Consider the following 26750-nt stretch of genomic DNA (forward strand, 5'->3'; position numbering starts at 1 on the left):
GATAGAAAAGGTCCTCCCCGCCCTTTAACTGCCAAGTAAAGCAGTGATATCTTCAGCAGTTTTAGAACTGCCGGGGCCTTGTGCGTCCTGGTCCCATACCTTACCCTGCTTGTCTACAAGCAGATGCCGGGGGACAGAACGGATGGAAAACGTTCTGTTCAGTTCTTCGCGCTGGTTATCGTTAAGCCAGTAATTTTCTCCTTCTATCGCGTGTAAAGCGATAAGTTTCTTCCAAAGAGGCTCTTGTGGCGAGCTGATGCAAAGGTACACGAACGCAACATCCTTCCCTCTGAACTTTTCCCGGAGTGTTTGTGAATTCTTCATTTCCATCAGGCAGGGTTGACACCATGTAGCCCAAATATCTATATAAACCACCTTCCCTTTATGCTTTTTTATCAAGTCATCAAACACCTTACCCTCCCTGAGAGAAGCGGCGTCGGCAATGACAGTGCCTGGCGGAAGCTTACTTTGGACATTACGTTTATACAAATTAGTATACTTCTTCAAGAAAGTCTCTTTGAACAAGCCTCCCTTCACCATACGTTTATACCGTTCTATCAGCGGCTGTACCGGCGCTATATCCCCCTTTTCCACTTTTTCCTGAAGCAGCCGGGTAAGGAATAAGTTACGCAGATCAGGGTCGCTAACTTTCGTTAAATAATTGTACACCAACCGCGTATCAATAATTCCCCCGTATTCGTTTGCATACGAAGACATAAGGCGGTCATTGAAAGCCTTAAAGTCCTTTTCCGTTTTTCTGACCGCTGAATCACTGAACTTAAGGGCGAGTTGCCTGTCTTCGGCCGATAGTTCCGGATGCTTTTCGAGTAGATAAACGGCTACTTCCTGGAACATTACTGTATAGTCGCTCTGCACCTTCTGCGCTGCCCTGGTCATCAGAAGATAATATTGATTAATAAAACTCTTGTACCGATCGTTTCCTAAAGCCAGAGGGTTCCATATTTTGATTTTGTTTTCATTGAGAAACGTTGTCAGTATCCTGCCTGTTGTCTTACTTCTGAATATTCCCTGGACCATTATATTCGCGGCTTCATAGCGCAGATCATTATCAGCCTGCTGCTGCAGGAAGGGATCTGCAGGATGCTTTTTAAAATACATATTGTTGAACAGTAAGGCAGCCTTAAGCCGATCTGATATATATTTCTTAAACTCACCATAAGTTTCAGCCTTTACAGAGTCAAGCTTACCGTAATCAAACACTACAGAGAAACCGGCAGAACTAAGAGATCGCTGATATGCCTCTTGCTGGGAATTGGCGGTCGCTATATTGCCCTTAAAGGCGACTGAACTATTCCTGTAGTCAGCGGATAAGTAAAAATTGAATTCCATTGGCTCTCCAGGCTTTACATAGAATTCATGGGTAATCAATCCGCCGAAGTACACTTCACCCCGGATCTTTTGTCCCTGAAGGAGCTGGATTTGTTGATAGGGTCCGGGAATGGGCACCTTGACTGAATAATTACCAGAACTGTCCCTTTTCAGCGGGATAACAACGTCCTTGCCGGTAACAAGATCCGTATACCCAAATGCAAAAGCGTCTGTCAACGCTCCCTGCAAAGCGAGCTGTTTTATGTTCCCGCTTATGGTTACCTCCCGCAATTTTGAAACCGGGGGCGTTCTGATTGTTTTTCCCGGAAAGTCCTTTTTCTGAGCTGTAGAAGGTAATGTAAAAACCGTCAGGCATAAAAGCATCAGGAAATGCTGGAAAGCTATCTTATGGTTTTTTGTTTTATTCTTACAAATTGATAAGTTGTGTGAGTGGATTGTACCCCCAGGTTTATGATTAATTAGCATGATAATCCGGTCCAGATTTGTATTGGACAAATATAAGAGTATCAAACAACACTCTCGTGTCAATGCTATTTATATTTATGCATCAAGGGGGAGAGTGTTCGGTATGCTCATCCAGAAAAGGACGTAACATCCAAAAAGTTGAAACCTTTTTCGATAAGGAGCTTTTTTATTTCAGGTATCTTTGGGTCGTAGGAAGGGCAGCAGAGCTTTGAAAACAAAGTATATGGCTTTAAAAAGTGGCAAACCTGATTTTGATGCGATAGTTGTTGGCTCGGGGCCAAATGGACTGGCCGCGGCCATTACGCTTCAGCAGCAGGGCCTCTCGGTTTTGTTGCTTGAGGGGAAGAATGAAATAGGCGGCGGACTAAGATCTTTGGAGCTTACACTGCCGGGTTTCATTCACGACGTCTGCTCGGCTATACATCCGATGGCCCTGAGCTCTCCGTTTTTCAAGTCATTGCCTCTTGATGGGTACGGCCTTGAATTTGTTGCACCTGGTAATGCCGCTGCTCATCCCTTTGACGACGGATCGGCGGCTATATTAAACCAGTCCATAGAAAAAACTGCATCTTCTTTAGGGAAGGATGGACCGGCCTATATCAGGCTTATGGAGCAGGTTAGTCACGACTGGTCTCTGATTGGCAAGGACCTACTCGGTCCTTTAAGCTTTCCCTCCCATCCGCTTGCTATGGCAAGATTCGGTTTGAAGGCTTTGCCTTCGGCCTTAAGTCTGTCAAAGATGTTCTCAGGCAAACATGCAAGAGGCTTATGGGCCGGTATGGCCGCACATTCGATACAACCACTTTCCAATATAGCCACTTCGGCTATAGGGCTGGTGCTGATGGCGACAGGTCACTCGGCTGGGTGGCCGATTCCCGTAGGCGGGTCTGTTTCCATAGCCAATGCTTTGGCATCGTATTTTCTTTCTATAGGAGGAAAGATCCAAACTAATTTTTTTGTTAAATCGCTGGATCAGATCCCGTCATCACGTGCGATATTATTCGACGTGACGCCGCGGCAGCTGCTGCAGATTGCGGGACACCGTTTTTCGTTCGTTTATAAGTGGCAGCTCGAAAAGTACCGGTATGGGATGGGAGTTTTCAAGATAGACTGGGCACTTGACGGTCCTGTTCCATTTACCGCTTCCGAATGTCTGAGCGCCGGTACCGTTCATCTGGGCAATACGATCGAAGAGATTGCAGCCGGTGAACAAGGGGCTTCGCGGGGTAAGCTGGCAGAGAAGCCGTTTGTGTTATTAGCACAGCAAAGCCTGTTTGATGCTTCACGCGCTCCGGCGGGCAAACATACAGCTTGGGCTTACTGCCATGTGCCTCATGGCTCCATGGCTGATATGACCGATACGATAGAGAAGCAGGTTGAACGTTTTGCCCCCGGTTTCAGAGACCGGATCCTCGCAAAACATACGATGAATACTGCGGAGATGGAAGAGTATAATCCGAACTATATCGGAGGAGATATAAATGGAGGGATCCAGGATATCAGGCAGCTATTTACCAGACCTGTGCTGCGCTATTCACCGTACCGGACTTCAGAAAAAGGATTATATATATGTTCTTCATCAACTCCTCCAGGCGGCGGCGTACATGGAATGTGTGGCTATCACGCTGCAAAAAGGGCACTTAAAGACGTGTTTGGCCGGAAGCCGGTTATCAGCTGAATGAATGATTGTGATTAATACGTGCTACTTCTAATATAATTTGGATCTTTATATTAAAGGATCTAAATTAGTATTATAGATACTGTCTGTTCACTATTATCGATATCGTGAAACCGCCTTGTTAATTGCCGGCAGTACTTCTGATGAGCGACCAATATATACCAGGCCGGATCACTTCGCCCGGAGATAGTTAATTGAGAAGTTACTTTATAAACACTTATTACAATGAAAAAGATATCGATAATTATTGCCGTTTGTCTAAGCTGCTGTGGCTATTTGCATGCTCAAACCGCTGTTCCCGGGGGGATTGATTTTGTGAAGGGGCTTACCTGGGCGCAGATAAAGGAAAAAGCGAAGACTGAAAACAGGTATATTTTTGTAGACGTCTTTACTACATGGTGCGTGCCCTGTATTAAAATGGACAAGGAAGTGTTTACCCAGAAGAAAGTGGGTGATTTCTTCAATAAAAACTTTATTAATGTTAAGGTCCAGGCTGACAAAGGAAAGAATGACTCTGATCCAGTTAAACGTTGGTACTCCGACGCTGCGTATATCGCTGCAACATATAATATCGACAGCTATCCTACCTATCTTTTTTTTAATCCGCAGGGAGAAATTGTGCATAGGACGACAGGTTTTACGGAAGCCGATAAATTTATTGCAGCAGCCACAACGGCAAAGGGGACGTACTTTAGTCAAAAAATGCGGTTTGACGCAGGAGAGCGAAATCCCGACTCCCTTTTAAAGCTGATAAAATCGGCACAACTGGTGAACGATGTTAAGCTTATCCCCATCGCAATGAATCAGTACTTATCGACTCAGAAGGATTTGTTAAGCGACGAGAACATAAAATTTATCTCTGAGGCTACCAATAACACTACAGATCCCGGCTTCAAGATATTGCGCACCCACCCTGTGGAGGCGGATAGAGTTTTGGGAAAGGGGAGGAGTGCCGAGATCGTTAAAATGATATTGTTTGATGAAGTTGCTTTGCCATATCTCAGGACAGATGCCTCTGTTACCAAATACGGTGGAGGTATGGTAGTTTATGGAGGTAAACTAAAGGATACAGTAGACTGGGCAGGGTTGAAAAATAAATTAACTACTGAGTACCCAGACCTGTCAGAGAGTGTTATGGCCAGTTCAAAGCTGCATTATTATGAGAGCTTGCCTGATTGGGTGAAGTATACTGAAGCTGTATCGGAAGCTGAAGGGATAATGAATAAGAGCGTATTAAATAACTCGGCATTCATCATTTTCTCACAGTGTGAAAATGATGAATGTATAAAAAAAGCGCTGGGCTGGGCTGAAAGACTTGTGCTAGCAGGCAATAAAGATCCTGAGTATCTGTACACCTATGGCAGTTTGCTTTATAAATCAGGCCGAACTAAAGAAGCTACTGAGGTTTTTGAGAATGCAGTTAAGTCAATGGGCAATCAGGGTGAGGGATTTGCTAAACAATTGGAAAAGATGAAGAAAGGTGAAAAGATCTGGTAAGGGTTTGTGAATTGTCATAGATTCCCTGTATTTTTAGCTGTTGTAACCGAATAGACCGAAGGCTAACCGTTTCGTTTTTAATATTGATCAATGTACTATGAATCCTAAACTCTTCACTTTCTTTGTTTTAATAAGTTGTTTTTTTGCAAGTCCATCTTTGTTTGGACAGGATCTTACCCGGGTTTTTTCCATGCTTATGGAACGGAAACCTGATTCGGCGCTGGCTCTTAGCAGACAGATTGTACATGACTATCCAGAAAGCGCTAAAGCATATTACGCACTTGGGAAAGCAACCCTGATGAAATCTGGTCTGCCAGCGGCTATACCAATTTATGAGAAATTACTTGATCTCCCCTCTTCTGAATCGGACGTTAAAGAGTCTGCCATGTTTGATTTGAGCGCTTGTTATTATGGTGTAGGCGACTATGGAAAAGCCAGAGCCAAAATGGCTGAATCTGTTCGGCTAAGTAAGGGTAAAAAGAATGAACCACACGTTAAACAACGAGCCAGGATTTTAGGCTTTGATTCTCTCTATACATCCTGGACTGTCAGAGAGACGGCGCATTTTGTTTTCCATTTTCAGGAGGGTGTTAACAACATAGATGGTTTTATTGCACGTAAAGAAAAGGCCTTTGATGTAATTAATTCGTTTTTTCAAGCTAAACCGCTTAAGAAAATAGATTATTTTGTCTGGTCTGACGAGACAGAGGCTTCAAAAATGCTAAACAGGCCTCTTGCATTTACCGAACCTGACGTTGCCCTCACGCATACATCTGCAATCCATACCGTTGGCCATGAGATGACACATTCGATATGCCGTTTTGCTGTCGCTCCCACCAGGGTTCATAAATTAATTTGGGAGGGGGTATGTGTATACTTTGATCAATCAAGAAGAAGCAGTATTCAAACTTTAAAAAAGCTCGGTTTTAACTCGCTGATTGCAGGTGTGTGGAAAAATGAAATCCGTGCTGGTACCGATATTATTTATCCTTTGGGCGGCGAACTGGTTAGAAGATTGATTGATAAATACGGACGCGACAAATTTATGCTGCTGTTGGCTGATCAGTCTTATGACAGTGCGGTCAAAATTTATGGGAATGATCTGGCGGTGGTTCTCTCAGAGATAGAGCATGATCTGAAGAATTAACGAATAAATTGATATGATTTTTCGTCGATCGGGGCGGTAAGAGCAGGATCAAGACCTCCTGGCCAGCCTCCCTCTTTACTTGAAAAAACGGCATGATCTTTTCCGAGTACGATGGCAGCCCTGGCAAGGAGGTTTGTTGTAAAACCGACTCCTTTAAACTCTTCACTGTTATTTAACTTGAGTTTATATCCCATGAGCAACTCATTCATTACTTTTTTTCGTGTTTCAATATCAGGTTGGGTTCGTAATTCTATTTGGCTAAGGATCATCTCAATAGAAGAAAGAGAGATAATATAATTCCCTTTTTTAAGGCTCGCCCCTTGTTCCTGTAACGCCGAACTATTGTCAATTTTTCTGGAATAAACTTTTAGCATTTCCGGATATGCATCCGCTCTGTTGAAAAGTTCTCTAATTCCATTGAATTCCTGAACTAATCTCTCCGTTCCCGTTAGTATATTATTAAACGCATAAATATTATTAAACAGAGGATACCTTAAACACGTGTTAACAAGTTCTTCTGTGGTTAGCGTGGAGAGTATTGAAGGTGGAATCTGACAAACACTGATCTTTTCCTGAGCATTTACTAGCTTTTCCCACTCCGTTGTACCGGGCTTTATCGGATAGTCGTAACCAAGTATAATTTCGCCTTCAGAGCTGGTTTCGTTCAGTGGAACCTCTTCTTTTCCACATGACAATGCGAATAAAAGCATGAAAACGCCGGTAATGCTGAATACTGTTTTCATAGCATAAGGGTTTGATTGGTATATATAAAGTTAGGTATTATTTTACAGGATCCACAAAAAGAAATATTTTGAGGGAGAGATTGTTACCTTGTTGTTGACTCGCGGACGATGAGCTCTGTTTCGAGAATAATTGATGACGTAATGTCAATGTTCTTTAGGAGATGGTCGACCATTGTTTGAGCGACTGCTTCTCCCATTTTAATTGCCGGACAATGGATGGTTGTTAAAGGCGGTGAAACGCTTCGTGAGATTATATCATCGTTAAATCCTGCGATAAGGATATCTTCAGGGACTTTTAATCCATGGTTTTTTAAGACGTTCATGCAGCTTACTGCTGATATGTCGTTGGCTGCAAAAACGCCGTCTGCTTTTAATTTGATAATGCTATCTGCCGTCTCTTCCCCGGTATTTTCGTCGAGGTTTGTTATTATTAACAGGTCCTCGTTAAACGCTGTATCACTTTCGTTAAGTGCACGTAAATAACCCTTAAACCTGTCGGCGTAAACATTGATGTAATGGCTGCCTGAGATATGAACGATTCGTTTTGCGCCCTGTTGAAGTAAATGCCTGGTAGCCCGGTAACCGGCTTCTTCGTTATCTATACAAACGGAGGGAATGGATCCGGAAGGAACACGGTCAAAGAATAAGACAGGTATGTTCTTTTCGAAGAAGATGTTTAAATGCTCTATATCTTTTGTATTACCGGATAGCGAAAGGAGTAAGCCATCTACACGGTTGGCAAACATTGTGTTTACGTTCCTGATCTCTTTCTCCCTGCTTTCGAGCGATTGTGTGATAATTAGATTGAAACCAAAGGTGTTGGTCACTTTTTCAATGCCCGCGAGAACGTCGGCTACGAAATTACTGTTAAGGCGTGGAATAATAACACCTATAGTGTTGGTCCTTTTTGTTCTTAATCCGACAGCAAAAGAATTCGTTTGGTATCCCATTTCTGCTGCAGCTTCTGTTATTCTTCTTTGAGTGTCGGGGCTCACTGTATGATGTCCCTTCAGTCCCCGGCTTACAGTGGAGGGCGCGATGTTAAGATGCCTGGCAATGTCGTAAATGGTAATTTCCTTCGATCTCATATAGTAAGGACAAAGTTAATATCATAATTTGTAAAATGGCTAAAACAATCGATTGTTATTGCTATTTTAAATTCCTAGCTTTGTTCATAGATAGAAAACAATCGATTGTTATAACCTTTCTTATTTATATAAAATCAATATGGCATTAGAGAAAACCTGGCGATGGTTTGGAGGTAATGATACTATAAGACTGTCGGAATTGCGGCAGTTTGGCGTTGAAGGGATCGTTACCGCTCTTCATCACATTAAGGGCGGGGCGGTATGGCCTGTAGAGGAGATACAGGCGGTAAAAGATGAGATCGAACGTCACGGAATGCGGTGGAGCGTAGTCGAGAGTCTGCCTGTATCCGAAGAAATAAAGATTTGCAGTCCTAAACGGGAGGAGCTTATCGAAAACTATAAGATTTCTCTCAGAAACCTGGCGGAATGCGGGATTGACACCGTTTGTTACAACTTCATGCCCGTGCTTGACTGGGCAAGAACAGATCTTCATTATATGAACGAAAATGGTGCAGAATCGATGCTGTATCATCACGAGACTTTTGCTGCGTTTGATATTTTTATCCTGGGCCGGCCCGCTGCAGAAAGGGACTATCCTGCTGACGTGATAGCCGGGGCGAAGGTCATTTTTGAGAGTATGAGCGAAGAGGAGCGGAATAGACTTGCTTACAATATCATTGTTGTGACTCAGGGTTTCATTAATGGGACGGTTGGTAATGTGAGTAACTACAAGCAGATTTTCCTCGATTACCTGAGTCGCTACAACTCCATCAACAGAGACACATTACGACAGCATCTCTCCCGGTTTTTAGCCGATATATTGCCGGTCGCCGAAGAGTGCGGTATTAATATGTGTATCCACCCTGACGATCCGCCCTTTCCGCTACTGGGTCTCCCGCGAATAGCGAGTACTAAGGAAGACTTTGAATGGATATTTAGTGAGCATCCTTCATTGAATAACGGACTTACGTACTGCAGCGGCTCCTTGTCGGTAAGAGAGGATAATGACCTGGTAGCTATTGCGCGGGCGTTTGCCGAAAGGATCCATTTTGTTCATCTGAGGAATATTAAAAGAACCGGAGACAGAAGCTTCTATGAATCTGCTCATTTAGACGGGGTAGCAGACATGTATAGTATTCTGAAAGAGCTCCTTGAAGAACAGAAGAAAAGAAAAGAGGAGGGAAGAAAAGATACCCGAATGCCATTCAGGCCGGATCATGGATTAAAGATATTGGATGACTTCAATCGGAAGAGTAATCCCGGATACCCTTTGGTAGGTAGAATGAAGGGTTTCTGCGAAATATCAGGACTGGAAATGGGAATAGAAAAAGCTTTAAAATAATAAATATAATGACAAATGAACGTAACTCACTATTTGATATTAGTGGAAAAGTAGCAGTAATAACAGGGGCGGGAGGAGTATTAGGCGGAAGCATCGCCTTAAGCCTTATGAAGGCCGGCGTTAAGGTTGTGGCAACGGACATCCGTCAGGAAAACCTTGATGCGCGTGTTGCGGAACTTAAGCAAATCCATCAGGATGTTATCGGCGTTGTAAGTAATGTCCTTGATCTGGATAGCCTGAAAGAGCTGGCCGGTATTGTGAAAGAAAAGTTTGGTAGAATAGATATTCTGGTTAATTGTGCAGGAGGGAATGTTCCGGGAGCGACGCTGAGAGAGGATCAGAATGTTTTTGATATGAAGATTGAAGACTGGGAAAAAGTGACAAATCTAAATACCAATGGTACGGTATATCCTTGTCTTGCTTTTGGAGAGGTGATGGCTGCGCAAGGTGCGGGAAGTATTATAAATATATCGTCGATGGCTACTTATTCGGCTATTACGAGAGTCCCGGGATATTCTGTTTCTAAATCAGGTATAAATATCTTCACTCAATGGCTTGCCACCGAAATGGCATTGAAATTTGGTGAGAAAGTGAGAGTGAATGCGCTTGCTCCGGGGTTCTTTATTGGCGATCAAAACCGGGCCGTTTTAATTAATCCGGATGGATCATATACCGAAAGGAGTGTTAAAGTACTGGCGCGCACTCCTATGAAGCGGTTTGGGGATATTTCTGAGCTTAATGGTGCTATTCAGTTTTTATGTTCAGATGCGGCAAGTTTCATCACAGGAGTAATTCTGCCCGTCGACGGCGGCTTTACGGCATTTAGCGGTGTTTAAAAAGGATAAGTAAACAGCCATAGCCGCCGGTAGTGAATGGAGGCCGGTGACTGTGGCTGTATAATTCTTTACTTTATTTTTAATTCTGTTTGAACTGGTTTCAACCAGGGGGCAGAAAAACTAACGTTCACTTTTTCACCTGGTTTGCCGTTTACCCGGATATAGGCAATAAGTTTTCCATGGTATACCCTTTGCCTGTTGTCGGTGTAATCTGACATATCCGAATTGTTGCCAGCTTCGAGGCCCAGCAGTTTTGCCGGACCAGCTACACGGCATGTAACTTCATCATCCGACAGTATTACCGGCACGCCATCCTCGTCGACCACCTGTAATGCTATCTGAGCTACCCCGCCGTTAGCGGTCAACGTCTTTTCTTCAGAGATTATCTTCAATGCGTATGCACGTTTGGAAGAACGGATGCTATAGCGGCATGTTTCCTTTTCCTTTTCATCGAGCCCGACCACCTCCAGCTTTCCACTGGAATAGGGGATGTCCCAATGAATGATACCGTGCTCATTATTTTGAGCTTTAGCGTCGCCTATGGGGGTTCCGTTTAACTCGAGGCGTGCCCTGGCAGCGTTGGTATAACAAACCACCCTAATCGATTGCCCTTCCTTATAGTTCCATACAGGCCAGGCATCCATCGAAGGAATTTCTTCGGCCTGGTTATTGTTTGAATTTTCAGCTTCCAGCGCCGACCACACGTCTTTAGCCTGCGGAGCGCTGCCGCTTCCAGGGGTAGGGTATGTACCAAGATAGGCTACCGGCTTGTCCGACCAGAGTGCCTGGCGGAAATGTCCTCGGGGCTTAACAAAGCCTCCGAAATCTAGCAATCCTGAGTAGAATCCCCGGGAAGGCCATCTGCCTGATTCCCCCAGGTAGTCGATGCCAGTCCACAGGAATTGACCGAAGATATGCTGGTTATCTCTAACGGCTTTCCATGCTTCGAAGTCGTGGCGGTTTTCACTGCCATAGATCACCCGTTTTGGATATTTTTCGTGGTCGGACTGGTAACGGCTTTCTGTGTAATTATAGCCTGCGATGTCAAGAGTGCCCGGATATTCAGTTTCGTTTGACATGGCCACACCCGCAAGACCGGCAGTTACCGGTCGAGATCTATCGTACGTTCTTACCACTGCAGCCAGACGTTTAGCAATAGCACCGAGTCTTACTGCATCAGGCGCATCTTTTTTATATCCACCAAAGATTGGCTGTGTAAAGCCCCCTTCGCGACTTCCATCCAGCACAGGGTGGGAGTAGGGATCGTTCGGATAATCCACTTCATTGCCGATGCTCCATGCAAATATGGAGATGTGGTTGCGGTCGCGTCGCACCATATCCGCAAGATCTTTCTCTCCCCATTCTTTAAAGAAGTCGAAATTGCCGTCGAAACCGGGCTTTCCCACATTCCAGCCTTCCAGCCATTTCCGTTTCGGGAACTCCCATTCGTCAAATGCCTCGTTCATTACCAGTAAGCCCAGTTCATCGCAGAGCGCATATAAGCCGGGAGCCTGTGGATTGTGGCTGGTGCGGATAGCGTTACAGCCCAGTTCTTTCAGTGCAAGAAGTCTCCGGCGCCACACTTCGGGATAGACTTCTGCCCCAAGTACACCGGAGTCGTGATGCAGGCACACCCCTTTAACTTTCATCCATTGTCCATTGAGTGCAAATCCCTTGTCAGAGTCGAACGTAAAGGTGCGGAAGCCCGTCTGGATAATAGAACGGTCGATTTCTTTGCCATCCTGCAGTACAGTTGTTCTGAGTTTGTAAAGAACGGGATTGTTGAGACTCCACAATTGCGGTTTCTTCACGTTGATAGCAAACTTTGCGTTGTTATTCTTGCCTGCGTCGACTGCCACTACGCTTGTCTTCTTTGCGACAACACGCCCGTCGGGCGCCACCAGCTCATTCTGTATAGTAAGACTGGCTTTGCGGTCTGAACTATTGGCCAGGCTAATTTCGACATGAAGCATTGCCCTGTTTGCCGTAACTTCAGGAAAGGCGTAAACTCCCCACTGCTCTATGTGGACTGGATTAGCCGATACGAGCCATACATTCCTGTAGATTCCCGAGCCGGTGTACCATCGTGAATCGGCATACCGGCTATGGTCAACCCGTACAGCTATGGTATTCTCCTGCCCCGGCCGGATATAAGCGGTGGCATCGTACATAAAGGAAATATAGCCGTTCGGGCGACTGCCGAGTGAATGTCCATTGATGAAAACCTCACTCCGGTTATAGACACCTTCGAAATAGAGATACGTTTTCGTTCCTTGTTTCTCTTTCGGGATAGTGATTTTTTTGCGGTACCAGCCAATTCCACCTGGGAGAAAGCCAGTTGCGCTAGCGAGACTGGGACTGAGGTGTTGCTTAACGCTCCAGTCATGGGGAAGGTCCACCTGGCGCCAGGTCTGGTCACTCAGTTCAGTTGCTTCTCCCTGGGGAATATCCCCCAAGTGGAACAACCAGCCTGTGCTGATCTTTTCCGGCCTGCCAAAACCCGGTTGGGCATATGCGGATATCTGCGCTGAAGTAAGGACTAACAGGCAAATTGTTGGAAGCAGGGATATTAATTTCATGTAAGTGCGTGGGTTTTATTTGTTAAAAATAAATTTTCTGAATTTATACTTTAACAAAAATAGTATATCCAAAATCCACAGATGTATACGAATTCGTCAATTATAGGTGAGAAATTGGTCATTATTTAGGTTTATGGCAGGGTTACTGCTTTTTGATGATGAAACGTTATTATTCTGGATAGTCATGCACAAGGTACTGCCTTGTGCATGACTATCCGAGCTCATTTAACTCAGGTCTGAAGCCTTATTTAAACCCGAAAATTAACGGAAACAGGAACGTTACTATAATCGTCCATAAACAATATACCGGTAGGTAGAAGGAAATAACCTTTCCCACAGCCGTCTTGTCGGTCTTCTTTGAAAGTATTCTGAGCAACTGCGCTGTTACCAGCAGCAGATTGATCAGTATTAAAATGTTGCTGCCAAGCACTGCCGCCCTGTTGGGAGTAATGCCCCATTCAGAGATCCGGAATAAAATGGCTGATAAGGCTATGCCATTTAATACTACAGTCACAATTGACAGCAAGAAAAGTATCCAGAGCCCGGCCTTACTTTTAGTGGTTTTAGCATCGCCTGCAATAGAGAAGAAGATGATCGCCATAACGCCCACCAGAAGAACATTGAAGATCAACAGAAACTCGCGATCGTTATAAGGATCTTTTCCGGAGTACACTATTGCTGAGAGGTAAATCACCAGCATCACTAACACAAGCGGACTGAATATTCTGGCGATTACCGGAGACACTTTCCCTACCAGTTGTGGGTTGGTTTGTGTAAGGTAGGTTCCGACAATTGGTGCTGCAGCAAGCCCGAAAATTCCGACATAATCAAAATAGTACTTCTCAATCTTGAAACCGATGAGAGAGAAAAGTCCTACAGTTATACCGCTCATTAGTGCGCCTGCTATCAAAATCAGAGTTGTCATTACAACCAGGTCGCCGTTGTACCTTAAAAAGCCCAGCCTCTTTTCTTCGTTATTACTCTTGTCGCCAACAAACGCAAACCCTAATACCGACCATAAGAACAATGCTAAATGGATGCATGATAAAATGAGTGTGTCGCTTTTTTTAACATGAGGAAGCGAATTAATGAAAATGACGCAGACAAGAGTCACCACCGCAATAAAGGCGATTTTACCTGCGGATAGCTTATTCTTCCAGATAAAATAACCTGTTAGCAGCGGCAAGACTATAAAGCCGATATTCCTTTGATAAAATAAATCTTCCTCCATGGACAGGAGAACTGGCAACTTTGCGATGAGGCCGGCAAGCAGGGAGGCAATGATTATGAATAATAAATCTTTGCTGGTGCCCCAGCCAATTTCATTACTTTCATAATTCAGCCGCTCATTCCAAAAATCAGCTAACGCATTGTCTTTAAGTTGCGGGTAAAGTGCATTGAACTCGCGTTTGAAAAGCGCTTTGTCTGCCCTGTACATCTTTTCGAGTTGGCTGGGGTTGTGTTGTTCAGCGATTATTTGATCTTTCATGATTTATTCAGGTTAATATTAAGTCGAAATATTATTGTATGTTTAAAGTGCTTTGAAAAACAAAGTGTATAATTAAAAAAATAGTGCCGTTGCTTTGTTCTTAAATAAGAATATTTACTAACCATATAAAGTACTTTGATATACAAAGTTAGTGTTTAATTTTATTTAAACAAATGAGAAATAGAAATTCTTAAGGCTTATGGTATTGATCGATAGGAGCGACTATGTAACGGCCAGAAGGGCATCAAGAATGATCTTCTGGCCGTTTGGTATTCAGCAGTACAAATTCCCTGCCTTTCAGAGATTTGCCCACTTCCATTTGATTCCGAGGGTAAACCATCTGCCAGGCATGGGAGAAGCTCCGGCCTCTACATATTCTTTGTTTGTAATATTATTGGCATCAAAATACACTGTAACGCTCCCAGGTGTCACCGAGAGTCTGTTGTCAATAAGTAGGTAACCGGAAGATGCAGAGTTAATCCTTTCGGCATAACGCATGCCCAGGCTCATGCTTAAGAGGTTGTGGTAGTTTATGATGATGGTATTTGTTATCTGGTGGCGAAGGCTGTTTATGGCGTAGTTAGAAATTGCATTTTCAGCGTTCTCCATGGATACTTCCGGAGATAGCCAGGTATAAGAGGCTCTGTTAATAATACCCCACTGACTGGCACCCGTGACCTCGGAGAGACGATAGTCGGCACTTATTGAGACCCCCCTGGTGTTTACCTGTGATGAATTCATTGGTTCCCAGGGCGCTTCGACGCGATACTTAATCCAGTCGATAAAAGAGCTGGTATGGCGGTAGAAGCCGCTTAAAGAAGCGTATAGACGGCCCGAACTCCATTTAAGTCCTGCTTCTGTCGACAGCGACCGCTCGGGCCGGAGCTGATCGTTACCGATGTTGGTAGGTCCTGTGTAGTAGAGATCGGTGAAAGTAGGCAGGCGTTGTCCTGTCCCTATATTGGCAAATATCCGGAGCTGGTTAATAATCTGCCAGCCTGCATCTATCCCCGGGAAGATATCCCATCCATAATCCGAGTTATAATTCAGGTAAGCACCTGCATTGATAAGAAGAGATGGAATACCAGTAAAGCTATATTCGGCCGACACGCCCATATTCGTACGATCATGAATGCCGAGATTATTACTATTGATACGCTCTGTGCGTAATTCAAGACCGGCTCCAACTACGCCATAAGTCGTAAGGAGGGTATTATTCAGCTCTGCATCTATCACTCCAGTTGTATGGATATTGTGAAAAGCGTCGGGCTTCTGACGGATGAAAATATAATCGTCTTTGTTAGCGCGGTAACTTAGCCGCGGCTTCATCACCCAATTATCCGATACCTGAAGCGTTCCTCCAATGCTTCCGATAAATGTTCTCACAGCTTCTTTCGACTCGTTGTCTCTTGGTGGGGCATAGAACATACTCGCGCCAAAATCATTATTGATGAAACCTGACATGAAATCGATTGAATTTCTCTCTGAGAGTTTTAAAGAACTTTGATAGTAAGCCTTTGTATTGTTGAAAGAGGTGTTGTAACGATATCCAGAACTACTTTCGTTTGCCAAAGCCAGGCTATGCTTCATGCGTTTACCAACCAGACTTCCACCCATCTGCACACCGCTTCCTCCAAACGGGTTCTGATTGGATGTGTCCCTTTTAAAGTTGCTTCCTGTATATGCGTTGGCGTAAAGGCCGGTTTGTTCGGGTCGCCGGGTCACTATATTGATGGCACCATTCAGTGCATTTACCCCATAAATTCTTGCCGCGGCGCCTTTTAGTATTTCTATCCGCTCGATCTCCTCAAGTGGGACAGGCAGGTTCATTGTGAGATGACCTGTTTGAGGATCGTTCATCTTTACCCCGTTTACTAATACCAGGGTTTGATCGAAGGTACCGCCATCAATACCTATATCGGTCTGTGTTCCCCATGGCCCGCGTTGTCGTACATCCACGCCCCCAGCATAGGTTAAAAGCTCATTGATCGATTTTACAGCCATACCATTGATCATTGCGCGGTCGAGTACCTGAATGTTGCGGTTCTGCTTTTTAAATGGTAGCTGTATACGGCTTTCGTTGACTACAATCTCGTCAAGCGTATGTCCTGTTTCCTGGGCCGACGTAAAAAACGGAAGTAACAGGCCGGACAGTACGAATAGAAATGCGATGTGTCTTTTGTAAAAATGTTGCATGCGGCAAAAATAAAGGGTATGGGCATTGTCCTTGGCTGCCGGATTTCAATTTATCAATAGTCCGGTTTGGGGGAATACTCTTTTTTATGTACTTTACCGGCCTATATACATTGGTATGAGTAGTCCGGCAAGGCTCCCTTTTGAACATATTGTTTCTATTGACAGAGACAGCAGTACTGCCGTTTATCTGCAAATAGCGCGTCAACTAACTAATGCAATCAAACAAGGGCACCTGGTGCCGGGATCGCGTTTGCCGGGATCCCGTGCCTTATCCTTAGAACTGAAAGTACATCGGAAAACTGTTGTTGCGGCTTACGGTGAGCTGGAAGCGCAGGGCTGGATTGAAGTAAGTCCCAATAGAGGAGCCTATATCAATAACATACCAGAGCAGAATGATCCGTTCTCTTCCCGTTTTGGACAGGCGCCGATTGCGTTTGCTTCCCAAACCGGCTATACCTTCAGGCGAAGTATTTTATTGGATAAACCGCAGGAGCCTAATCCGGGCTGGCTGGCCTTTTCAGACGGCATGCCTGATGTTCGTCTGACACCTACTGAAAGACTTACCCGTACCTATAGCGGCATCATGAAACGCAAGAACAATAGGAAATATCTTGCTTACTCTGCTGTAGAGGGCAATGTCTTTTACCGGGAAATACTGGCGGAGTACTTAAACAATACCCGTGGCTTACATATCACCAAAGACAACATACTAACTACCCGCGGCACTCAGATGGCGATATTTCTTACCTCTGCGCTGTTATTAACTCCAGGAGATCTTGTTATAGTTGCACGGCTTGGTTTTTACGAGAGCAATATGATTTTTCAGCATTTTGGAGCTTCGCTGATGCAAGTGCCGGTAGATCAGGATGGGATTTCGGTAGATGCTATTGCCAGACTATGTAAAGTAAACCGCATCCGGATGGTTTATGTCACTCCCAGCCACCATTATCCCACAGGCGTAACACTAAGTGAACAGAGGAGACGCGAGCTCCTTGAGCTCTCGGAGAAATATGGATTCATAATTCTCGAGGACAACTATGAACATGATTTTCATTACGAGGGCGGTCTTCCGCTACCGATAGCCAGCGCCGACCAGTCAGGGATGACTATCCATATCGGCTCATTTTGTAAGGTTCTGGCTCCGGGCCTCAGGATGGGGTATCTTGTCGCGCCCCCTAATTTAATTGACGAGCTGGGCCGGTTAAGACAGATTGTGGACCGCCAGGGGGATGCCACCATGGAACAAACAGTGGCTGAATTACTTGCTGAAGGAGAAATTCAGCGGCAACTGAAGAAAAACCAAAGAGTTTACCAGGAGCGCCGCGACGCATTCTGTTCTCTACTTCAAAGTAAACTAAACGGCCATGTAAAGTTTGCATCGCCGCCCGGTGGTTTGTCGGTATGGACAGAATGGGACAAAACGCTCAACCTTATGAGGATCAGTAAACAATGTATGAGACAGGGGCTGTATCTTCCACAAACGCTGCTTTATCAGAATGAATCTGTAACGGCTATGAAGCTGGGATTCGCTGATCTTGATAGTAATGAAATGGAGGAAGCGGTCACACTTCTCGCAATAGTTGTAAACGAATCGGCATTATAGGTAACCTGAAAGAGTAGGAAGGGGGTTCTGCAGGCAGAGCTATTGCAGCCATCTTTCGAAAGAGAGACTCTGCCTTATTCAGGATGATTGAAATGAATAGAGAATGCGGAAAATATACCTCTCCTCTATTCTTTCAAAATCATTGATGTTCAAAACTGCTTTGGTATCCGAACTTCTGGTTTAGTAAAGTATGAATGGTCTTACCGTGCTCGTAGCCGGATAGGGCAGTTAACTTTAGTATCAGCGGCTCATCGCTGATGTACGTTTGTAAACTGATCGATCATATCGTCCAGTATTTCTTTGCTATAACCGATGCGGTTTGCATAATCCAGACATAAAATATACTCTTTATCGTGCACCTGGCCATCCTGAGTCATCATCTGGACCAGCGCTTGCAGTTCGAGTGTTTTCTGAAGGCCATCCTCCGGAATAATAAAGCTAAGTACAGGAAGATTATCTACAATCGGTGATACATCATCGGGCGTAAGCCCAAGTTTATTTCCAATAAACAATAGCAAGTCGCCTTCGCCTTTGTCCAGATATTTATCCGCAGCAGCAATTAAGATTACATTTTGAAAAAACGCGAGTTTTTTTTGTCGCGTATTGAGTACATCTTCAAGAGATTGTTTCATTTTACACTGTCTTTTATTATCCAATTGTGGCTGGGAAAACCGGAGTTTTATTTCCCGGACAGCCGCTAAGAGAATAGAACTAGATGCCTGTTTGTTTTATCCTTTTAGGATAAGTTCGTTTCCGGAATGCATAACTCACACAAAAAGTTTGATTTGCCGTTATCTATAAATATCAAAATCTGTGATAATGGATAGTATAAATCAACAACAACCTGAAGATAATTTAAAGAACCTTAGGGGGGCTGAAGCTACTAAAAAAATGAAAGAACTGGCTGAAAATGCCGCTACCTGCTTCTTCTGCTCCAGTATTAAAACCGGAGTTCCTTTTTCAACACGTCCGATGACGGTATTGAAAGTTGACGATGACGGGAATTTTTGGTTCCTGAGCTCCGATGATAGTTTTAAAAATGAAGAATTAAGTCACGACCCATTTGTACACCTGTTATTTCAAGGCTCGGCATACAGTGATTTTCTCAATATCTATGGCATTGCTGAGATTAGCAAGGATAAAGAAAAGATCAGGGAACTGTGGAACCCAATGCTGAAAACATGGTTTACTGAGGGCGAGGACGATTCCCGGATTACAGTGATTAAAGTAGATCCGTCTGAAGGGTATTACTGGGATCATAAAAATGGCAAAGCAGTAGCTTTTATTAAACAAGCTGCAGGTGCTGTGTTAGGCAAAACTTATGACGATACAATTGAGGGTAAGCTTGATATAGAGTAAGGTTCGTCCACATAAAAGCTAAAGACATATGGCAAATAAACTTGAAGTTTGGCAAAGAGGCTCGATACCAGGTATTATTCCAGTATTGCAGCCGGTAGCTCATGCGTTGCTCCAGGCCAGGGAAGAGGTAAATGAGTATATGTCCGACTTTCCGGATGAATTGCTGTGGGTACGTCCGGCAGGGCTAGCCTCTGTTGGTTTTCATCTTCAGCATTTGAGCGGAGTGCTTGACCGGGTATTTACTTACGCCCGCAGGGAAAGCCTCACCGAACTGCAATTTTTCCAATTGGAAGAGGAGGGGACAGACTCAAGAGAAAAGTATACGGTAAATGACCTGGTTGATCGTTTCAATCATCAGGTAGATAATGCACTGGATCAGATTAAAGGCACGGACGAATCAATCCTGACAGATTACAGGGGAGTGGGCCGGGCGGGCCTTCCGTCAACAGTTATCGGCTTATTGGTTCATGGCGCCGAGCATACGATGCGTCATGTGGGGCAGCTACTTGTTACTGCGGCTGTAGTGAGAGATAACAAAAAATAGCAGAATTTAGGTAGAATCGACAAAGTAAACAAGTTTTAAATTTTGTATCTTTAGGCATCTTGATCTAAAATGAGGTTTAGAAGGCTTGTGAAACAAAAACATGTAACTGTAACCGTTTTTATTCTCGTTACAGGTTTGGTTTCATGCGGGCACAAAAAAGCGCTGCCCAACGACTATATCGGAGATTGGAAGTCGGTAGATACTATGGATTATAATATTGCTATCACTATACAGAGCAAAAAAAATGCGACTAACTTTATAATTAAAGACAAGACAAATTCGTCAGTTGCGGAATTACCGGGCCGATACAACGCAGGAGGAAATAGATTCGAACTCGATGGATTGAAGTATAGTAATATACTTAAAGGATTTTCCAATTTCCAGAGCGCAGAATTAGTGGGAGACACGATGCTGTTTACAGTAAATGAAAGAATTGTTAAAATGGTACGGCAGGATTTATGAATTTTATGTTCATTATTCTTTGATCAAATTCTTCACCCTTGACGATTGCTTTGGCCTTCACGCGGATTTTGTATGTATAAATGGTGCTTACCGAGTAATCCAATATTCCAGCAATAGTCTCATCATCCTTTATTCCCAGCCTCATTAAAGCAAAGATGCGCAGCACGGTGTTTAACGATCCGCTTTTTTGCGGCCATATTTGATCTTCAGGTCGCAATAATTCATTAAATGCGGGAACGAAGTTAGGCAGTAGCTTCAGGAATATTTGATCCAGGGTATCATACAGGTATTCCCTTTCTTTGCTGATTTGCATGGATGTTACAACTTCGAGGGCCTCGTCAATTTTCTTCATTTTAATCTTGTGCTCCACTTTTCTTTTAAGCTTCTCAAGCATGTTTATGTTAGAAAAGGATTGTTTGAAGAAGAATCCGATGTACTCCTCGTTTATTCGGGTATGTTCCAGTAGTTTGGTGTTAATTGAAGCCAACTGATCGTTCTTTTCATTAATTAAACGTTCGCTCACCTTCACCTTTTTTAGCTGTATAAATACTACATACAGTATGCTCAGCACCACAACCACGACGACAGCAAATATCAAAGAATAAATTATCGACTTGTCTCTTTGTCGTTCGGTTTCCATTATTGTTTTTCCGGCTATCAGTGGGAGCACGTTCTGTATGTCGATCTTATGTCCTCTGGCTCCGTAGAACTCTGCATCCGAGACTGCCTTATTTATGCATTCGTAAGCTAATTTCAGATCGCCGGCTTTGTAAAACTCTTCCCCCAGCTTGAGAATGGCTTCCGTGTCTTTGGTAGATGATCTGATATCACTGATGGCTGACAATGCAAGGAACATAATTTTGTCGTCACCCGAGTGGTAATAACTCAATCTCATAGCCACCATGGCGATCCCATGATGAGTCAATCCGTTGTGTGTAATAAAATGCAGATAGAATTCGGCTGTCCGGCGATGACGCGATGACCTTCCGTCGATCTCTGCCTGGTCAATTACCCGTTCGAACGCATTTGGAGGCGACGCTGACGTCATTTTCTTGAATTCGTTTTCGGCAGTTATGCGGTATTGTGTAGCATAGTACTTATCGTTGTTATATTTTGCAAGGGCCTCATAAAATCGCGCTTTGAGCCTATGGTAAGTTGATTTAAGCTGTTCTGGGATCGTTTCTTTATCCAATTCAAAGACAAGTTCATAGGCTTCTTTAAACATGCCCGATGGCACGAGGATTTGCAGCAGTTTTAGTTTGCTTTCCTGTACTTTAAAATGATCCTCATGAGCTAGTCCAATGTGGATCATTTTTTGAACGTAGGTATATGAAGAGTCGAACTTATAGAATTGGTATTCCTCCAGAATCGCATTATACAAACGATATAGCTCAGGATAAGCCAACCGCGAACTGTCGCGCGAAGCTATCCTTAACTGATTGATCCTCGCCTCTTTTTTGCGGTCGTGTTCCTTGTTTTTAAGCTCTGTTTGGAGTATGTTAAGCAAGCTATCCTTAGGGGAGATACTAAAAGCCGCACCACTTTTAGTAATGAGCAGTAACAGTATAAATATAGCTAAAGGGTTGATTTTTAACATTCCGTAATGTATTCATTTTTGGTGAAAATACTTAACGCAAGTTTGGTCCTTACTCGTCAATAATCGGGACGCTAACAAGCTACATATGATTTTTCGTACTTCATATGTAGCCAGTTAGCAGGAGGGCGTATTATTTCCGTCCCAGCCAAGAATTGTTATTGGATATGTACCTGTACTCCCTCTTTCAAGGTACCGGTCCCTTTATAGATCTTTCCTTTTAAAAGCACCTCTGCATTGATTTTTTCTATTTTATTTTCAGCTTTTCCATTTCCATCCTTCGCCGACATGGTGATGCTTATTGTATTTCCATCTTTTTTTGCAGAGAATGTCATCAGGTTATAATCTCCTTTTTTAAATCCCCAGCCATCACCAGCATCAGTATAGAGCTTGCCGACGGCATTCCCCTGTTCATCGGGACAAACAACAAGGGTTAAGGGGTCAAATGAGTTCTCGGTTGTATTCTGAATGATTTTTCCAGTCGGGATAATAGACCCGCCCCTGACCTTTAGTTTCGCCTGATATTTGTCCTGCAGATCGCCTCCGACTAAACTCAGGTCTTCCCAGATACCAGAGGGGAGTGAAGGGTTTTTTGCAAATGCCGGAATAACAAGCAGGTTTTCGCCCAATAAGAAAGCTTGTTCTTCATTTCTAAGCGTTAAATCCTTAGGGTTAGAGAAAAATACCGGCGCCATTACCGGGATGCCCGTGGTCGCCGCATTCTGAAACAAAGTATAGATGTAAGGAATCAGGCGGTAACGACGCTCAAGCGCAATGCGTGAGGTGTTTTCTATAGCCTCGCCAAATGCCCATGGCTCTTTGTCGTTTGTTCCGGCGCAGGCATGTCCCCTTACAAAAGGCATAAACACGCCGAACCCCAGCCAGTTAGCCCAAAGGTCGCCGGACGTGTTGTTCAGGAATCCGCCGATATCCGGACCGCTGAAAGGTTGTCCCGAAAGTCCTAAGGTAATAGACATCGGGACTGATAGTTTTAGGTGCTCCCAACTAGCCATGTTGTCGCCTGTCCAGGTAGCGGCATATCTCTGTCCTCCCAAAAGATTGGCCCTGGTTAAAAGGAAGGGGCGTTTATCCGGATTTGCGGCCATTATTCCGTCGCGTGATGCTTCGACCATCAACCGTCCGTAAGCATTGTGGTAAAGCAAGTGCGGACCAGCAGGCAGATTGCCACCGCCTTTGTGCATGGTTTCATAAGGCATCGTTCCCAGGCGCTGTTCCTGTGGTAACTCGCTGTCATTGATGGCCGGTTCATTCATGTCATTCCAAACCCCGTCAATACCTTTTGCGAGGAAGTCCTGGTAGAGACCAGACCACCATTTTCTCGCCTTAGGACTTGTGAAGTCAGGGAAAGCACAATCGCCCGGCCAAACTTTGCCATGATATTCAGTGCCATCTGGCTTTTTTACCCAGATATCTTTTTCTGAACCCGATTGGTAAACAGAGTAGTTTTTGTCTACTTTAACACCCGGGTCAATCATATAAACCGCACGAAATCCTTTGTTGTGAAGTTTGTTGTTGAGGGCTGACGGATTTGGAAAATTTTGAGGATGAAACGTAAACACCCTATAGCCATCCATATAGTCGATGTCCATCCAGATTACGTCGCAAGGAATACTTTTGGCGCGGAAAGTATCGGCAATTTCAAGAACACGTTTTTCTGTTCCATATGAGAACCGGCACTGATGATACCCTAAGGACCAGAGGGGGGGCATCTCAATGGTGCCTGTCAATTCTGCCAGGCCTTTTAAAACCGCTTGAGGCGACTCCCTGTCGATAATGAATACGCGAAAAAGTGCTCCTTCCGTATTGAGCCTTATTTCATCAGAATTGGTGTAAAGCTCCGATTTCCATGAAGTGTCAAAGATGATTCCGAATGCTGTGCCGTCCCTTCTTACACCCATCACCCAGGGGTGACTTTGATACAATCGTTTTCCCTCTTCCACTCCATATGCCCCGGTATCTGTATTCCACAATTTAATAAGCTTGCCATTGCGGAGGAGAGGGCCGGTAACTTCACCGCCTCCATATAAGCTAATATCGCCGGAAAGCTTCAGGTAGGCACTGGCTTTATTGCCATTCACAACAAAACCGGGGATCAAAGACCAGTCTTTAGGCATTGTTCCTTTTGATCGTGGCTCTTCTTTTAATATAAGAGAGGGGGTTTTGCTTTTGTCAAACCCTTCCGGTATAAATTGGACGATTCGCTCTCCTACCAGGACCGGCTTCTTTACAGCCACATTCTGAGCGGGAGCATTTGTGATATAGAAAATTGAAATAAGGAATAATAACTTTTTAAGACCCATAATAATTTCGAAAGTTTAACAGTAGTTTTCTGTTTAGTCAGTATCGGACTAAGGTATATAAAAACGCGGGCAGCAAACTGATGGGAAATCGTTTGCTCTGAAAAATCTAAATGTGTTTTTATGTTAAGTTTTTGTTTTTCAATAGGATATTGTTCTGTAATAGGCGGAAATTGTCGCAAAAATCAGTTGCCTAAAGTAGGGGTTTATAAAAATAACCGGCAGATATATGCGTTGATGAGGCAAGTGACGTTGCTTTAAACGGGCCATTAGCGTATAGCGCAAGTCGATGATGAAATACTCCGTGACGGACAGAAGAAGGGTGTTCGCTTCTACTAAATACGACGAACGGTTGTGGTCATGGATGTCAGCGAAGCCAGGGCCTGCATCCGAAAGAAGAGTATCCAACTGGATACTCTTCTCCTTAATAAAACCTATTTCTTTTTTGAGAGAAAGAAATCTTCCACTCTCGTTGGACTTAACATCTGCCAAAGAGAGGCTACAGTCCATCCTGGTGCGAAGATATTATTATAAAATCCTTTACCATTTTTGCCATAATCCCAGTTTGTATGCTGTACTACCTCAGGATAGTAACCCACTTTTGCTATGTCGAACATATGATCCTTTACCGGCATCAGCTGGAGCATGGAGGTTTTGATTACCGCCGAGAACTGAGCGAAACGGGGCTCCTGTTTTTGTTTTGCCAGCCAGTCGAGTACCGCTGCGAATTCGAAGATAAATACATCCACATGGTTGTTTTCGACGGAAACATTCCCCCAGCCTCTCGTTTTGAAACCTACATCGCCGAGCATCTGGCCCTGAGCAAAAGGTACGTCCCAGGTATAGTACCATGTCAAACAGAAATAAGCAGCCTTTAAACACATGTCTGTATAACGCTGTTTCTCCTTCCCTGACGACACCATCGACAAATAGTACATGGCTGTAGATGCATAAAGGGAGGCTTCCTTGTCTTCGCAGTTGGCATCAAGTGTGGAAGAGAAATAATCTGACTTCGAGATAATTTCTTTTTCCAGGTACATCCCAGTCAGACGGGCTGATTCCAGGTACTTTTTGTCTTTGAAATAAACATAAGCCATCGTTAACGGAAGTGTAGCAGAGGGAGTACTTCCACCGGTTTTATCTTCTATCTTGAACTCATCATTGAATTTTCTCGGGAAGCTTCCATCCGTTTGCTGGAGCCGGGAGAAATTTTGCAACAGAGTCCTTATTCTTGCTTCCCATTGGGGATGTTTTCTGCCTTTGTTCCTTTCGTATTTAAGATAATTCAAAATAGCGAAGGCTCCTTCAGACTGCCGGCGAATACTATATACACGCGTCTCCTTCTTATGAGTAAAATCTACGAACTCCCTAAAGAAGCCACTGGCCGTAAAACCGTATTTTAAATAACTGTCGAAAATAGCCGTAGCTTTTTTAACGAGGTCCGGATCGTTTTTCTGCTCACCATATTCCAGTGCGTTATAAGCGTTCAGCAGAACGCGTCCAACAAATCCAACTTCCGCAGATCCATTGTTTTTGCACTCATCGGTCGCTAACTCAACGCCCGAAAAATAGTTTAATTCGTGTTGATCGACGAAGCTCTCTCTGTAAAAGTTAGAGAGTATTTCTTTCGCTTCAGCGTTGCTAAGCCCGCTATTTACCGGGAGTGGTTTGTAGGTATCGAAAGCATATGTCCAGGTATTTGCTATAAACTTCGAATAGTCCGCTGCTGTCCCTTTTTTTATTTCCCAAACCAGTTTTTTACTTTCTCCTTTTTCAAGTTTTTCAAAGGCCTTCACTGGTGGTGCTAAGGTGAGCTTTCTTATATATGTTTTAGGCATTTCATTATAAGGAAACCCAAATACCAGCGAGGAGGAACCGTTTATGTTTCTAAATCCAGTAAACCCTATGGATGTTTTACCCGTCAGAATTACCTCTCCGGAGGCATGAGCAGATAAGCTTTCGTTTTCAAACGCACCCAGTCTGGCGACGGTATAATAGTGTTGTGTTTTTTCGTTATAAATTCCCGTGACAGGGGAGCTTAAGCGGTCTTCTCTTACCTGCCAGCTGTCGCTCGTTGCAAATGATGGAGCTTCTTTAGGTGAGCGAAGGTTTTTGTGATACCAAAAACCTGGGAGGAAAAACAGGCAGTCGCTGTGGTTGAATGACTGGATCTTGCATATTTCCTCAAAGTTGTAGTAGATCTTTTCTTTTGCGGTAAGGGTAACTTCAATTTTTACAGCCTCTCCGTTATCGGTCCTGGTTTGTACGATATTAACAGGTAAGTTTTCGTTCGCGCGCAGAACTCCTTTGTCGCTTTCCTGCAGTGAATACGTTTTAGCCGGATTCCCGGGAGATTTTAACGATATACTGTATTCAAATTTCGTTTCCTGCGCATAGGAAACCATGCACTTTCCAAGGAGTATAAAGGCAACTATTACTCTTTTCATCATTGTACGTGTT

The 26750-nt window shown here is 44.0% G+C and carries 19 protein-coding genes; 9 read left to right on the top strand and 10 right to left on the bottom strand.

Annotated elements, in window-relative coordinates; genetic code table 11:
• Window positions 1–24 precede the first annotated feature (24 nt).
• Entirely contained in the window at window positions 25–1713 is a 1689-nt protein-coding gene (locus BDE36_RS06945) for a TlpA family protein disulfide reductase (protein WP_161993416.1), read from the bottom strand.
• A 325-nt stretch (window positions 1714–2038) separates the two neighbouring features.
• Between BDE36_RS06945 and BDE36_RS06950 the strand changes: the two genes are divergently transcribed.
• The 3 genes from BDE36_RS06950 to BDE36_RS06960 all read left to right on the top strand — a co-directional run bounded on the left by BDE36_RS06950 (window position 2039) and on the right by BDE36_RS06960 (window position 6137).
• Window positions 2039–3493 carry a phytoene desaturase family protein gene (locus tag BDE36_RS06950; RefSeq protein WP_141814287.1) on the top strand — a complete coding sequence of 485 codons (1455 nt, stop codon included), beginning with the start codon at window positions 2039–2041 and terminating at the stop codon, window positions 3491–3493.
• A 225-nt stretch (window positions 3494–3718) separates the two neighbouring features.
• Window positions 3719–4990, top strand: coding sequence for a thioredoxin family protein (locus BDE36_RS06955; RefSeq protein ID WP_141814288.1), 1272 nt, complete (start codon window positions 3719–3721; stop codon window positions 4988–4990).
• A 196-nt stretch (window positions 4991–5186) separates the two neighbouring features.
• On the top strand, window positions 5187–6137 hold the full coding sequence (locus BDE36_RS06960) for a tetratricopeptide repeat protein (protein WP_141814289.1): 951 nt from the start codon (window positions 5187–5189) through the stop codon (window positions 6135–6137).
• Here the strand turns inward: BDE36_RS06960 and BDE36_RS06965 are convergent.
• Window positions 6134–6880, bottom strand: coding sequence for a hypothetical protein (locus tag BDE36_RS06965; protein ID WP_141814290.1), 747 nt, complete (start codon window positions 6878–6880; stop codon window positions 6134–6136). The genes BDE36_RS06960 and BDE36_RS06965 overlap by 4 nt on opposite strands.
• 83 nt (window positions 6881–6963) lie before the next feature.
• Window positions 6964–7968: a LacI family DNA-binding transcriptional regulator gene (locus tag BDE36_RS06970; protein WP_141814291.1), complete on the bottom strand. Its 1005-nt coding sequence runs from the start codon at window positions 7966–7968 to the stop codon at window positions 6964–6966.
• Window positions 7969–8107: 139 nt separating this feature from the next.
• Here BDE36_RS06970 and uxuA point away from each other — a divergent pair, with 139 nt between their 5' ends.
• A complete protein-coding gene (gene uxuA / locus BDE36_RS06975) occupies window positions 8108–9310 on the top strand; it encodes a mannonate dehydratase (RefSeq protein WP_141814292.1) in 1203 nt (400 codons plus the stop codon).
• A gap of 8 nt (window positions 9311–9318) precedes the next feature.
• A complete protein-coding gene (locus BDE36_RS06980; protein WP_141814293.1) occupies window positions 9319–10146 on the top strand; it encodes an SDR family oxidoreductase in 828 nt (275 codons plus the stop codon).
• A gap of 68 nt (window positions 10147–10214) precedes the next feature.
• Here the strand turns inward: BDE36_RS06980 and BDE36_RS06985 are convergent, their stop codons facing one another.
• From BDE36_RS06985 to BDE36_RS06995, 3 genes are all read right to left on the bottom strand, one after another.
• A complete protein-coding gene (locus BDE36_RS06985; protein WP_141814294.1) occupies window positions 10215–12725 on the bottom strand; it encodes a glycoside hydrolase family 2 TIM barrel-domain containing protein in 2511 nt (836 codons plus the stop codon).
• Between the two features lie 244 nt (window positions 12726–12969).
• Complete coding sequence (locus BDE36_RS06990) at window positions 12970–14214, bottom strand: hypothetical protein (RefSeq protein WP_141814295.1); 1245 nt, start codon at window positions 14212–14214, stop codon at window positions 12970–12972.
• A gap of 297 nt (window positions 14215–14511) precedes the next feature.
• Window positions 14512–16410: a TonB-dependent receptor plug domain-containing protein gene (locus BDE36_RS06995; RefSeq protein ID WP_141814296.1), complete on the bottom strand. Its 1899-nt coding sequence runs from the start codon at window positions 16408–16410 to the stop codon at window positions 14512–14514.
• A gap of 115 nt (window positions 16411–16525) precedes the next feature.
• On the opposite strand from BDE36_RS06995, the gene BDE36_RS07000 reads away from it, so the two are divergent.
• Window positions 16526–18013: an aminotransferase-like domain-containing protein gene (locus tag BDE36_RS07000; RefSeq protein WP_141814297.1), complete on the top strand. Its 1488-nt coding sequence runs from the start codon at window positions 16526–16528 to the stop codon at window positions 18011–18013.
• A 248-nt stretch (window positions 18014–18261) separates the two neighbouring features.
• On the opposite strand, the gene BDE36_RS07005 is transcribed toward BDE36_RS07000, so the two are convergent.
• Window positions 18262–18645 carry a hypothetical protein gene (locus BDE36_RS07005; RefSeq protein WP_141814298.1) on the bottom strand — a complete coding sequence of 128 codons (384 nt, stop codon included), beginning with the start codon at window positions 18643–18645 and terminating at the stop codon, window positions 18262–18264.
• A gap of 187 nt (window positions 18646–18832) precedes the next feature.
• On the opposite strand from BDE36_RS07005, the gene BDE36_RS07010 reads away from it, so the two are divergent.
• The 3 genes from BDE36_RS07010 to BDE36_RS07020 all read left to right on the top strand — a co-directional run bounded on the left by BDE36_RS07010 (window position 18833) and on the right by BDE36_RS07020 (window position 20378).
• Window positions 18833–19372 (top strand): pyridoxamine 5'-phosphate oxidase family protein, encoded by a 540-nt coding sequence (locus BDE36_RS07010; protein WP_141814299.1) that lies wholly within the window; start codon window positions 18833–18835, stop codon window positions 19370–19372.
• 28 nt (window positions 19373–19400) lie between these two features.
• Complete coding sequence (locus BDE36_RS07015) at window positions 19401–19916, top strand: DinB family protein (protein ID WP_141814300.1); 516 nt, start codon at window positions 19401–19403, stop codon at window positions 19914–19916.
• Between the two features lie 69 nt (window positions 19917–19985).
• On the top strand, window positions 19986–20378 hold the full coding sequence (locus BDE36_RS07020; protein ID WP_141814301.1) for a hypothetical protein: 393 nt from the start codon (window positions 19986–19988) through the stop codon (window positions 20376–20378).
• Here the strand turns inward: BDE36_RS07020 and BDE36_RS07025 are convergent.
• From BDE36_RS07025 to BDE36_RS07040, 3 genes are all read right to left on the bottom strand, one after another.
• Window positions 20353–21975 carry a DUF6377 domain-containing protein gene (locus tag BDE36_RS07025; RefSeq protein ID WP_141814302.1) on the bottom strand — a complete coding sequence of 541 codons (1623 nt, stop codon included), beginning with the start codon at window positions 21973–21975 and terminating at the stop codon, window positions 20353–20355. The genes BDE36_RS07020 and BDE36_RS07025 overlap by 26 nt on opposite strands.
• A 155-nt stretch (window positions 21976–22130) precedes the next feature.
• The gene (locus BDE36_RS07030; protein ID WP_141814303.1) at window positions 22131–24293 is read right to left on the bottom strand and encodes a TIM-barrel domain-containing protein; all 2163 of its coding nucleotides are present in this window, start codon (window positions 24291–24293) and stop codon (window positions 22131–22133) included.
• A gap of 431 nt (window positions 24294–24724) precedes the next feature.
• Entirely contained in the window at window positions 24725–26740 is a 2016-nt protein-coding gene (locus tag BDE36_RS07040) for a hypothetical protein (protein ID WP_141814305.1), read from the bottom strand.
• Between the last annotated feature and the right edge of the window lie 10 nt (window positions 26741–26750).

It is taken from the genome of Arcticibacter tournemirensis (genome assembly GCF_006716645.1).
In the GTDB taxonomy this organism is placed as follows: Bacteria; Bacteroidota; Bacteroidia; order Sphingobacteriales; family Sphingobacteriaceae; genus Arcticibacter; species Arcticibacter tournemirensis.

Excerpts from the sequence above, each read along its gene's own strand:
- BDE36_RS07040 (WP_141814305.1), bottom strand. The coding sequence starts at position 26,740 with ATGATGAAAAGAGTAATAGTTGCCTTTATACTCCTTGGAAAGTGCATG.
- BDE36_RS06965 (WP_141814290.1), bottom strand. The coding sequence starts at position 6,880 with ATGAAAACAGTATTCAGCATTACCGGCGTTTTCATGCTTTTATTCGCA.
- BDE36_RS06985 (WP_141814294.1), bottom strand. The coding sequence starts at position 12,725 with ATGAAATTAATATCCCTGCTTCCAACAATTTGCCTGTTAGTCCTTACT.
- BDE36_RS07015 (WP_141814300.1), top strand. The coding sequence starts at position 19,401 with ATGGCAAATAAACTTGAAGTTTGGCAAAGAGGCTCGATACCAGGTATT.
- BDE36_RS07020 (WP_141814301.1), top strand. The coding sequence starts at position 19,986 with ATGAGGTTTAGAAGGCTTGTGAAACAAAAACATGTAACTGTAACCGTT.
- BDE36_RS06990 (WP_141814295.1), bottom strand. The coding sequence starts at position 14,214 with ATGAAAGATCAAATAATCGCTGAACAACACAACCCCAGCCAACTCGAA.
- BDE36_RS06995 (WP_141814296.1), bottom strand. The coding sequence starts at position 16,410 with ATGCAACATTTTTACAAAAGACACATCGCATTTCTATTCGTACTGTCC.
- BDE36_RS06970 (WP_141814291.1), bottom strand. The coding sequence starts at position 7,968 with ATGAGATCGAAGGAAATTACCATTTACGACATTGCCAGGCATCTTAAC.
- BDE36_RS06945 (WP_161993416.1), bottom strand. The coding sequence starts at position 1,713 with ATGCTTTTATGCCTGACGGTTTTTACATTACCTTCTACAGCTCAGAAA.
- BDE36_RS06960 (WP_141814289.1), top strand. The coding sequence starts at position 5,187 with ATGGAACGGAAACCTGATTCGGCGCTGGCTCTTAGCAGACAGATTGTA.
- uxuA (WP_141814292.1), top strand. The coding sequence starts at position 8,108 with ATGGCATTAGAGAAAACCTGGCGATGGTTTGGAGGTAATGATACTATA.
- BDE36_RS06980 (WP_141814293.1), top strand. The coding sequence starts at position 9,319 with ATGACAAATGAACGTAACTCACTATTTGATATTAGTGGAAAAGTAGCA.
- BDE36_RS07025 (WP_141814302.1), bottom strand. The coding sequence starts at position 21,975 with ATGTTAAAAATCAACCCTTTAGCTATATTTATACTGTTACTGCTCATT.
- BDE36_RS07010 (WP_141814299.1), top strand. The coding sequence starts at position 18,833 with ATGGATAGTATAAATCAACAACAACCTGAAGATAATTTAAAGAACCTT.
- BDE36_RS06955 (WP_141814288.1), top strand. The coding sequence starts at position 3,719 with ATGAAAAAGATATCGATAATTATTGCCGTTTGTCTAAGCTGCTGTGGC.
- BDE36_RS07005 (WP_141814298.1), bottom strand. The coding sequence starts at position 18,645 with ATGAAACAATCTCTTGAAGATGTACTCAATACGCGACAAAAAAAACTC.
- BDE36_RS07030 (WP_141814303.1), bottom strand. The coding sequence starts at position 24,293 with ATGGGTCTTAAAAAGTTATTATTCCTTATTTCAATTTTCTATATCACA.
- BDE36_RS06950 (WP_141814287.1), top strand. The coding sequence starts at position 2,039 with ATGGCTTTAAAAAGTGGCAAACCTGATTTTGATGCGATAGTTGTTGGC.
- BDE36_RS07000 (WP_141814297.1), top strand. The coding sequence starts at position 16,526 with ATGAGTAGTCCGGCAAGGCTCCCTTTTGAACATATTGTTTCTATTGAC.